At 70.9% G+C, this 9,771-nt stretch carries 7 protein-coding genes and 1 pseudogene; 2 read left to right on the top strand and 6 right to left on the bottom strand.

Annotation, left to right across the window (positions count from 1 at the left end):
• Window positions 1–2,209: pseudogene (locus G3I71_RS19180) on the top strand (nickel transporter); the annotation flags it as partial.
• 131 nt (window positions 2,210–2,340) lie between these two features.
• On the opposite strand, the gene G3I71_RS19175 reads toward G3I71_RS19180, so the two are convergent.
• The 6 genes from G3I71_RS19175 to G3I71_RS19150 all read right to left on the bottom strand — a co-directional run bounded on the left by G3I71_RS19175 (window position 2,341) and on the right by G3I71_RS19150 (window position 8,200).
• Entirely contained in the window at window positions 2,341–4,017 is a 1,677-nt protein-coding gene (locus G3I71_RS19175) for a long-chain fatty acid--CoA ligase (RefSeq protein WP_164316017.1), read from the bottom strand.
• Between the two features lie 215 nt (window positions 4,018–4,232).
• The gene (locus G3I71_RS19170; RefSeq protein WP_164316016.1) at window positions 4,233–4,823 is read right to left on the bottom strand and encodes a SigE family RNA polymerase sigma factor; all 591 of its coding nucleotides are present in this window, start codon (window positions 4,821–4,823) and stop codon (window positions 4,233–4,235) included.
• 225 nt (window positions 4,824–5,048) lie between these two features.
• Complete coding sequence (locus G3I71_RS19165; RefSeq protein WP_164316015.1) at window positions 5,049–6,215, bottom strand: lipid-transfer protein; 1,167 nt, start codon at window positions 6,213–6,215, stop codon at window positions 5,049–5,051.
• Window positions 6,212–6,661: a MaoC family dehydratase gene (locus G3I71_RS19160; RefSeq protein WP_164316014.1), complete on the bottom strand. Its 450-nt coding sequence runs from the start codon at window positions 6,659–6,661 to the stop codon at window positions 6,212–6,214. Before G3I71_RS19160 ends, G3I71_RS19165 begins: the two co-directional genes overlap by 4 nt.
• On the bottom strand, window positions 6,658–7,728 hold the full coding sequence (locus G3I71_RS19155; RefSeq protein ID WP_164316013.1) for a bifunctional MaoC family dehydratase N-terminal/OB-fold nucleic acid binding domain-containing protein: 1,071 nt from the start codon (window positions 7,726–7,728) through the stop codon (window positions 6,658–6,660). Before G3I71_RS19155 ends, G3I71_RS19160 begins: the two co-directional genes overlap by 4 nt.
• 166 nt (window positions 7,729–7,894) lie before the next feature.
• Window positions 7,895–8,200, bottom strand: coding sequence for a hypothetical protein (locus tag G3I71_RS19150; protein ID WP_164316012.1), 306 nt, complete (start codon window positions 8,198–8,200; stop codon window positions 7,895–7,897).
• Window positions 8,201–8,620: 420 nt separating this feature from the next.
• Between G3I71_RS19150 and G3I71_RS19145 the strand changes: the two genes are divergently transcribed.
• On the top strand, window positions 8,621–9,487 hold the full coding sequence (locus G3I71_RS19145) for a bifunctional DNA primase/polymerase (protein WP_164316011.1): 867 nt from the start codon (window positions 8,621–8,623) through the stop codon (window positions 9,485–9,487).
• Window positions 9,488–9,771 lie beyond the last annotated feature (284 nt).

Below are 9,771 nucleotides of genomic sequence, written 5' to 3'. Positions count from 1 at the left end.
GCACGCGTTGCCGCCCGCCCTGCCGGCGGCTCCTTCCGGGCCCTCCGATGCGGAGGACGCCGCCGACGACAGCGCGGACGGGCAGCCCACAGGGCGCCGGCGCCGGGCCCTGGCTGCGGCGGCCGAGCGCGGCGGTGCGCAGGAGGCGGGCCCCCGTCCGGTGTTCGCCCTGCCCCCGGCGGAGGCCGACCGGACGGACCAGAGTGCAGCCGCGGTGCCCGCCGGGCCGGTCGGCGACCGGTTCGACGACGGTGGCCGTCATGACGGGCTCATGCACGATCCCGACGACGATCACACCCCGCCCCAGCCTCACCCGACCTCCGCTCCGACCGGTCGCCGCCGTGCGCGCCAGGCTCCGGAGCAGCCGGGGACCGTGCCTCCGGGCGGGATTCCCGGCCAGGCGGTTCCCGTGCAGGCAATGGCCGCCCAGGCCGCCGCCGGTATGCAGAGCGGCGTACCTGGACAGGGGCAGGCCATGCCCGGGCAGGCAGTTCCCCCGCAGGGGCTTCCCGCGCAGCCTGCGCTCGGACAGCCGGTCGCGCAGCCCGTTCCCAGTCAGCCTCTCCCCGGTCAGCCCGTCCCGGCACAGGGCATTCAGGGCCAGCAGGTTCCCCACCAGGTCCCGCAGCAGGCCCCGCAGTCCGTGCCCCAGGGCCATCCCCAGCAGGTCCCGGCGCAGGGTACGGCGTCCCAGCCCGCCCTCGCCCAGGGTCTCGCCCCCGGCCAGGCGATCCCCGCGCAGGCCGCCCCCGCTGCCCAGCCCCAGCCCCAGCCCCAGCCCCAGTCTTGGCCCACGACCGAAGACGAAACCCCCGACGCCGGCACCGCCGTAGCGCCGAATCCGAACAACCCGGCCGCTGCCCCTGCCGCCGTCCCGGCACCCCAGGCGGCAGCCGCCCCGCTCCCTCCCGAGCGGGTCGCGCAGCCCCGGGTCGGGCAGCCACTGCCGAACGAGGCCGCCGCCGCGCCGGTCGACCCGAACTCGACGCAGGGGCACGCGATCAGCGTGCGGACGCTCGGGCAAGGGGTGGCGTTCAGTCGGCAGGCGGCGCAGGTCCAGGCACCGGGCCAAGCGCAGACCGCGACGCCTCCGCACGGCACCAACGGCTCGAACGGCTCCGGTCGTCGCCGCAAGCTCGGTACGCGCCCCGAACCCGTCGGCCAGCCGGAGGCGACGGCCCGCCCACACCCGCAGACGGGCCAGGCCGCCACGCGCCCGGCAGCCCAGGCCGCGCCCGCCGCACCGGTCCCGGCCCAGCCCTCCCTGGCCGGCCAGTCACCCCTGCCGGGTCAGCCCTCGCTCGCCGGGCAGACACAGCTCGCCCCGGGCACTCCGCGGCTGCCCGGGTTCACCGACGGAGCCGGGCGCTCGTACGCCATAGGAGCACCGGACCAGAACGCCGCCGAGGGGCCGGAGCCGCTCGACGGGCCCGGCGGAGCCGTCGAGGTCTCCGACCAGCCGCAGCCCCGGCCCATGGACGACGAGCTGCCGCCGGAACCGCTGGACAACCCGCGCCGGCTGCTGGTGTGGCCCGCGCCGGACGTCACCACGCAGCAGGCGCTCAGCGACCGCGGATACCGGCCCGTCATCGTGAACTCGCGCGAGGAGGTCAGCGCGCAGATCGCGGCCTTCCCGGCGGCACTGTTCGTCGATCCGCTGACCGGGCCGATCACCCGGACCGCCCTCCAGTCGCTGCGCCAGGCCGCCGTGGCCGCCGAGGTTCCGGTGCTGGTCACGGCCGGGCTCGGGCAGGCGACGCGCGAGGCGGCGTACGGCGCCGACCCCGCCGTACTCCTGAAGGCGCTCGCCCCGCGTGACAGTGAGCAGCATCCGCCGCGGGTACTGCTCATCGAGGAGCACGCGGAGATCGCGCTCGCGCTGACGGCGACACTTGAGCGGCGCGGGATGCAGGTCGCGCGGGCCGCGAGCGACGCCGACGCGGTCACGCTGGCCTCGCAGTTGCGGCCGAACCTGGTGGTCATGGACCTGCTTCAGGTAAAGCGTCGTAGGTCCGGAATCGTGGACTGGCTGCGGGCGAACGGGCAGTTGAACCGCACACCTCTGGTCGTCTACACGGCTGCCGTCGACCAGGCCGACCTGCCGAGGCTCGCGTCGGGCGAGACGGTGCTGTTCCTCGCCGAACGGTCCACCAGCGCCGATGTGCAGAGCCGGATCGTCGATCTGCTCGCCCGCATCGGCACCAATTGATCAATACCGATCGGCACATTCTGCATACGTGGGGTGGGGCAATGTTTCACGTGAAACATTGCCCCACCCCACGTATGTCAGCCACGTATGTCAGCCACGCATGTCACCCGTGCATGAGCCCCGGCCGGCCGTCAGAGCTTGGTGACGTCCAACTCGCCCTCCGCGTACTGCTTGCGCAGGACCTTCTTGTCGAACTTGCCGACGCTCGTCTTCGGGACCGACTCGATGATCGTCCAGCGCTCCGGGAGCTGCCACTTGGCGATCTTGCCCTCGTCGGCGAGGAAGGCGCGCAGTGACGCGAAGTCGGCGGTGGAGCCCTCCGACAGGACGACCGTGGCCAGCGGGCGTTCGCCCCACTTGTCGTCGGGGACGGCCACGACGGCCGCCTCCATGACGTCCGGGTGGGCCATGAGGGCGTTCTCCAGGTCGACGGAGGAGATCCACTCGCCGCCGGACTTGATGACGTCCTTGGCACGGTCGGTGAGCGTCAGGAAGCCGTCGGTACTGATGGTGCCCACGTCGCCCGTCTTGAGCCAGCCGTCCTCGCTGAACTTGTCGGCGGGGCGCAGGGGTTCGCTGTCGGGGCCGTTGTAGTAGGAGCCCGCGATCCACGGGCCGCGCACCTCCAGCTCGCCGGCCGATTCGCCGTCCCAGGGCAGTCGTTCGCCGCCCGGGCCGCTCAACCGGGCCTCGACGCTCGCCGGGAAACGGCCCTGCGTGAGGCGGTACGCGAACTCCGTGTCCGTACCCACCGCATGGGCCGGCGGCCGGGCGATCGTGCCGAGCGGGGAGGTCTCCGTCATGCCCCAGGCGTGGCAGACGCGCATGCCCAGCTTGTCGAAGGCGGCCATGAGGGCGGGCGGGCAGGCGGAGCCGCCGATGGTGACCTGGGTGAGGGACGAGACGTCCCGGGGGCGTGCGGTGAGCTCCCCGAGCAGGCCCTGCCAGATGGTGGGGACGGCGGCGGCGTGCGTCGGCCGAATCTTCTCGATCATCTCGGCGAGCGGGGCGGGCTGTAGGAACCGGTCCGGCATCAGCATGTTGACGCCGGTCATGAAGGTCGCGTGGGGCAGGCCCCAGGCGTTCACATGAAACTGGGGGACCACTACGAGGGAGGTGTCCTGGTCGGTCAGACCCATGGACTGGGCCATGTTGACCTGGAGGGAGTGCAGGTAGATGGAGCGGTGCGAGAACACCACACCCTTGGGATCGCCCGTCGTCCCGGAGGTATAACACATGGAGGCGCCCGTGCGTTCGTCCAGCTCGGGCCAGTCGTAACCGGTCGGCTTCCCGGCGACGAGGTCCTCGTACTCGTGCACCTGGGCGTGCGACCCAGCGAGGGCGGAACGGTCACCGGGGCCGGAGATCACGACGTGCTCGACCGTCTTGAGGTGCGGGAGCAGCGGGGCGAGCAGCGGCAGGAGCGAGCCGTTCGCGATGATCACCTTGTCGGCGGCGTGGTTGACGATCCAGGCCAACTGCTCAGGGGGCAGACGCAGGTTGAGGGTGTGCAGGACCGCGCCCATGGAGGGGATCGCGAAGTAGGCCTCGACGTGCTCGGGGTTGTTCCACATCAAGGTGGCCACGCGGTCGTCGCCGACCACTCCGAGGTCGTCGCGCAGGGCGTGTGCGAGCTGTGCCGACCGGGCCCCGATCTCGGCGAAGGAACGCCGCCGCGGTTCGTCCTCGCCGGTCCAGGTGATGACCTGCGAGTCGCCGTGGATCGTCGACCCATGGGTCAGGATCCTTGAGATCAGCAGCGGTACGTCCTGCATGGTGCTCAGCACGGCGTCCTCCCGGGGCTTCATTGCCTACTCGGTGGTAAAGGTTGTGCTGATTCTGCTCACATACCGAGCGGTACGTCACTAGGGGAGAGTGATCGATCAGATCACGTCATGCCTCGGGAACTATCGGAGGTCACAAGAGGTTCCCGTCCGGGAACCAACGGGCTGATTCACCGGCGAATTCACCGGCGCAGCCACCAGCCGATCCACTGGCTACCGACTACCGACCACTGGCGGAGCTACCGGGCGAGGACCAGCTCAGGGTCCTCGCGCAGCTTGCCGAGCGCCCGCGAGACCGCCGACTTGACCGTGCCCACGGACACCCCGAGCACCTCGGCCGTCTGGACCTCACTCAGATCCTCGTAGTACCGCAGCACCACCATCGCCCGCTGCCGCGCCGGCAGCTTCATGATCGCGCGCCACATCGCGTCGTGCAGCACCTGATGGTCCGCCGGATCGCCGACCGGCGTCCCCTCGGGCTCGGGCAGCTCGTCGCAGACGAACTCGTCGACCTTCCGCTTCCGCCACTGCGACGTCCGCGTGTTCAGCAGCGCCCGACGGACGTAGCCGTCCAGCGCACGGTGGTCCTCGATCCGCTCCCACGCGACGTACGTCTTGGTGAGCGCGGTCTGCAGCAGGTCCTCCGCGTCGCTCGGATTCGCGGTGAGCGACCGGGCGGTGCGCAGCAGCACCGGGCGGCGGGCCTTCACGTACGACGAGAACGAGGGGTACGTGGGGTACGAGGGATGCTTGGGGTAGGACGCGAACGACAGGGTCTGCGTCGTCGGCGTAGCCGCGTTCGAAGCGCTCGTGCAGACGAGTGTGGTCATGGCTCTACGCTAGGTTCGCCCCCTACTCGGGCGGATCGGCCGCAGGTCCCGAAGCCACGTCCGCCTCAGGTTGTAGGAAGGGGGCTGCCTCCACCTCCTGAAGGTGGAGGCCGGGTACGGGACTATGAGGGTTCAACCCTGAGGGGTCGTACAGCGGTAGTACGGAGGCTGCTCCTCCAGTAGTAGAGGGAACCCCGGGCCCACTGGCCGGCCGGACGGTCGCGCTCATCCGGCGGCCGTCAGCACCAGCCCCGAGGTCGGCACCCCCGTACCTGCTGTGACCAGCGCTGTTTCCGCGCCCGGCACCTGGTTGACGGAGGTTCCGCGGAGCTGTCGTACCGCCTCCGCGATGCCGTTCATGCCGTGCAGGTACGCCTCCCCGAGCTGACCCCCGTGCGTGTTCAGGGGCAGCCCCTCGGCCGCGACGAAATCCGCCGCCTCACCCGGTGCGCAGAAGCCGAACTCCTCCAGCTGCATCAGCACGAACGGTGTGAAGTGGTCGTACAGGATGGCGACGTCGATGTCGGCCGGGCCCACCCCGGCGGTCCGCCACAGCTGACGGGCCACCACGCCCATCTCCGGGAGCCCGGTGAGGTCGTCGCGGTAGAAGCTGGTCATCTGTTCCTGCGCTCGGCCGGCGCCCTGAGCCGCCGCCGCGACGACGACGGGCGACTGCCGCAGCTCGCGCGCCCGTTCGACGGAGGTGACGACGACCGCCTGGCCGCCGTCCGTCTCCTGGCAGCAGTCCAGCAGCCGCAGCGGCTCGGCGATCCAGCGCGAGGCCGCGTGGTCGGCGAGGGTGATGGGCCGGCCGTGGAACCAGGCGGCCGGATTGGTCGCCGCGTACTTCCGGCCGCGGACGGCGACCTGCCCGAACGCCTCCGGCGACAGCCCGTACGCGTACAGGTACCGCTGCGCCGCCATCGCCACCCAGGAGGCGGGCGTGAGCAGCCCGAACGGCAGCGACCAGCCGAGCGCCACTCCCTCCGCCGACGGCTCCCGCCGCTGCACCCCCGACCCGAACCGCCGCCCCGACCGCTCGTTGAACGCCCGGTAGCAGACGACGACCTCGGCCACCCCGGCCGCGACGGCGAGCGCGGCCTGCTGCACGGTCGCGCAGGCGGCGCCCCCGCCGTAGTGGACCCGGGAGAAGAAGGACAGCTCCCCGATACCGGCGGCCTGCGCGACGGTGATCTCCGGGCTGGTGTCCATCGTGAACGTGACCATGCCGTCCACGTCGGCGGGCGTCAGCCCGGCGTCGTCGAGCGCGGCCCGCACCGCCTCCACGGCCAGCCGCAGCTCGCTGCGCCCCGAGTCCTTGGAGAACTCGGTGGCCCCGATGCCGACGATGGCCGCACGACCGCCTAGGTCGTCGCGCGCGTGCAGGGTCACAGGGTGCCTCCCCGCGAGGTCGACGGGGATACGGATGGAGGTACGGATGGAGGTACGGAGACGGTCACTGTCGCGGACACGTGCCGGCCGATCCCGTTCGCCCCGAGGACGCGTACGACGACCATGTCGCCCTCACCCTCACCCTCGCCGTCGACGTCCTCGATCCGTCCGGTCAACACCATGGTGTCGCCGGGGTAGTTGGGGGCGCCGAGACGGATGGCGAGCTTGCGCAGTACCGCGGTTGGCCCGAAACAGTCGGTGACGTACCGTCCCACCAGCCCGTTCGTGGTCAGGATGTTCATGAAGATGTCGGGGGACCCCTTCGCCCGCGCCGACTCGGCGTCATGGTGCACGTCCTGGAAGTCACGGGACGCGATCGCCCCGGCGACGATCAGCGTGCGTGTGATCGCGATCTCCAGCGGCGGCAGCTCGTCCCCGGCCCTCATCCGCCCACCTCCGCGGGAAGGTCGCCCCGGAACACCGGAAGCGCCGGCTGCCCCTCCTCGTACCGTACGAACTCCAGCCGCACCGGCATCCCGATCCGCACCTTGTCGTACGGCACGCCCACCACGTTGCTGACGATCCTGACGCCCTCCGCGAGCTCGATCAGCCCGACCGCGTAGGGCGGGTCGAAGGCCGGGAAGGGCGGGTGGTGCAGGACGACGTACGAGAAGACGGTGCCGTCGCCGGACGCCTCGACGGTGTCCCACTCGCCGCCGCCGCAGGCGTTGCATCCCGGCAGCCAGGGGAAACGGAGGGTACGGCAGCCGAGGCAGCGTTGGATGAGGAGCTGGTGCCGGTCGACACCGTCCCAGAAACCGGCGTTGTCGCGGTTGATGACCGGCCGGGGGCGCGTGGGGGTGGGGGTGAGGGTGGGAGCGGCCTGGGGTTTCTGCCCCGCAGGTGTCTCGGACGTCTCAGGTATCTCGGGTATCTCAGGGGCGCGTGAGGGGGCGTACGTGCGTACCGGCGCGTACTTGAGGATCCGGAAGCGGTGGGTGCCCACCGGCTCACCATCCACTCGTACGTCCGTCCGGGTCGTGACGAAGTACCCGGTGCCGAGCTTGGTGGTCTTGGGCCCGGAGACCGACTCGAGGACCGAGTCGAAGGCGACCAGGTCCCCCGGCCGCAGGGGCCGCAGATAATCCTGCTCGCAGTCGGTGGCGACGACCGAGGTGCAGCCCGCGTCGTCGAGCAGGGCGAGCAGTTCCTCGTACGCGGCCGAGCGGCCCGGATTCCCGGAGAGGCCGCCCATGGTCCACACCTGGAGCATGGCGGGCGGCGCGACGGCGTCCGGTCCGGCGTACGCCGCACTCGTGTCGCCCAGCGCCTCGCACCAGTGCCGGATCATCGGCTCGTTGACGGGATCCTTGCCGACACCGCCGCTGACGGCGGGGCGCCCTTCGAACGCGGCGAGCCGCTCGGCGAGTTGGTCACCGGGCGGATCACCGAGGCGGGGACCGGGCCGAGGACCAGGCCGATGACCGGGCTGATAACTGGGTAGGTGGGTCACGGTTTCTGACTGTCCGTCAGATAATGGAGGGTGTCAAGGGTCCGGAAAACGCCTGCGCGGCGGCACGAAGTACGTGCCGCCGCGCAGACGCGTTACCACCCCGTGAAGCGCTCCCCACAAGGGAGTTCAGGACCGCCGGGGACCCACACCCCAGCCGGCCCACGGCTCACCAGAGGTTGGTGAAGTTGACGACGGCGTTGGACTGGTCGATGGCCGTGAAGGCGGAGCCGTTCACCTGTGCCGTGTTGTTCTGGTTCGAGGCGCCGGAGCCGACCGCCTGTTGCTGCGAGGTGGACGAGTTGCCGTTGTTGTTTCCGCCCACGCCGCTGCCGATGATGCTGGCGACGGCCGAGTTCGATCCGTCGTCCGCGAAGGCGCCGTTGTCCGCCGTCGCGACGCCACTGAAGAGCGCGGCGGCGAGGGGCAGAGCCGAGACGGCGGCGAGAACGCGGGCGGTACGGATGCTTGCCATGTCTGTTCCTCCAGAACATGTACGCCCCGGCTCCAGTGCCGGACCGTACGAAGTACGCGTGATGCGTAGTGCGTGTGATGCGTGAACCACCTCTAGCCCCAAGGCAGTTGGCCACCCGCCCCGGTGCTGCTTCGCCGCTGTGCACTGCGTCGCGAGATCAGGATTGCCCACCGAATCCCCGGCGAACCACCCCGGAACCAATCATTCCCCCTCAAGCGTGATGACAAGTCGATAAACCCTCTTCAAGTCACGGAAGTTGCAGGTCAGGCCAATGAGGGTGATTCACGCCAACCAGTACGGCTGAGACCCAAGGGACGCAAGGGCCGAAGCGTTCCCGCACATTTCAAGCCATTCCGCCAAAACGACCCCGAAGGGCCACGCACCCTTCCCTTTTTCGAACATGAGTACGAACATGGAAACATGGCCACCACAGACCGGCAGGCCACGACGCTGGCCCTCGCCCACGCCCTGTCAGCCGCCGAACGCGGCCTGGCCGTCATCCCCCTGTCCCGGACGAAACTCCCGGCCCTGCGCTCCCCCCACCACGACGACCCGGCCCCGCCCCCGTGCCACGGCGAGTGCGGAGGCATGGGCCACGGCGTGTACGACGCCACGACCGACCCGTCCCGCATCCGCGAACTCTTCGCCGCCGCCCCCTGGGCCACCGGCTACGGCATCGCCTGCGGCCTGCCCCCGCACCACCTCATCGGCATCGACCTGGACACCAAGTCGGGCACGGACTCCTCCGCGGCCCTGCGCGAACTGGCACTGCGCCACCTCTTCACGATCCCCGAGACGGTGGTCGTCCTGACCCCGTCCGGCGGCCGCCATCTCTGGCTGACCGGCCCCGCGGACGCCGTGGTCCCCAACTCGGCGAGCCGACTGGCTCCCGGCATCGACATCAGAGGAGCCGGCGGCTACCTCGTCGGCCCCGGCTCCCGCACCGAACACGGCGTCTACGGCACGGCCCCCGGCACGGCCCACCTGACCCCGGCCCGCTGCCCACCGTCCCTCCTGCGCCTCCTCCTACCGCCGCCGCGCGCACACCGCTCCGCGTCCCCCACGCCGAGCGAACACGGCCAGGGCCTGGTCCAGTTCGTCCTCGCGGCCCACGAGGGCCAACGCAACACCCGCCTCTTCTGGGCAGCCTGCCGCGCGTACGAGAACGGCATCGGGCCCGCTCTACTGGCCCCTCTCGTGGAAGCAGCCGTCCAGACGGGACTTACGGAACGGGAGGCACGGGCGACCGTTGCCTCGGCGGCGCGGATGACGGGGTGGCGGGGGTGAACCCCCGGGCGGGCCGGCGGCCTGCGGCGCCGAACACGCAGGAGGGGCACCCCGGTGTCGGGGTGCCCCTCCTGATCGGCTCACACACTGAACCACTGCGGAAGCGGTGAGATTCGAACTCACGGTGACATCGCTGCCACGACGGTTTTCAAGACCGACCGGTTTCACGCGGCGGCATGCCCCTGACCTGCACACATGATGCCCCGGGGTGCATCATCCGATCTGTGTTGGCCAGAGGATGGCCACAAGGCTCTGTCGCGAGGCCGGTCGGGCCTCAGAACAGC

This window comes from Streptomyces sp. SID12501 (genome assembly GCF_010550245.1).
Classification (GTDB): domain Bacteria; phylum Actinomycetota; class Actinomycetes; order Streptomycetales; family Streptomycetaceae; genus Streptomyces.
Note: the sequence above shows the minus strand (reverse complement) of the source record. Positions and strands in the feature narration are given on the sequence as shown.

Bases quoted from the DNA above. Each gene is read 5' to 3' on its own strand.
- G3I71_RS19175 (WP_164316017.1), bottom strand. From the start codon at position 4,017: ATGAAGCCCCGGGAGGACGCCGTGCTGAGCACCATGCAGGACGTACCG.
- G3I71_RS19170 (WP_164316016.1), bottom strand. From the start codon at position 4,823: ATGACCACACTCGTCTGCACGAGCGCTTCGAACGCGGCTACGCCGACG.
- G3I71_RS19160 (WP_164316014.1), bottom strand. From the start codon at position 6,661: ATGAGGGCCGGGGACGAGCTGCCGCCGCTGGAGATCGCGATCACACGC.
- G3I71_RS19150 (WP_164316012.1), bottom strand. From the start codon at position 8,200: ATGGCAAGCATCCGTACCGCCCGCGTTCTCGCCGCCGTCTCGGCTCTG.
- G3I71_RS19145 (WP_164316011.1), top strand. From the start codon at position 8,621: ATGGCCACCACAGACCGGCAGGCCACGACGCTGGCCCTCGCCCACGCC.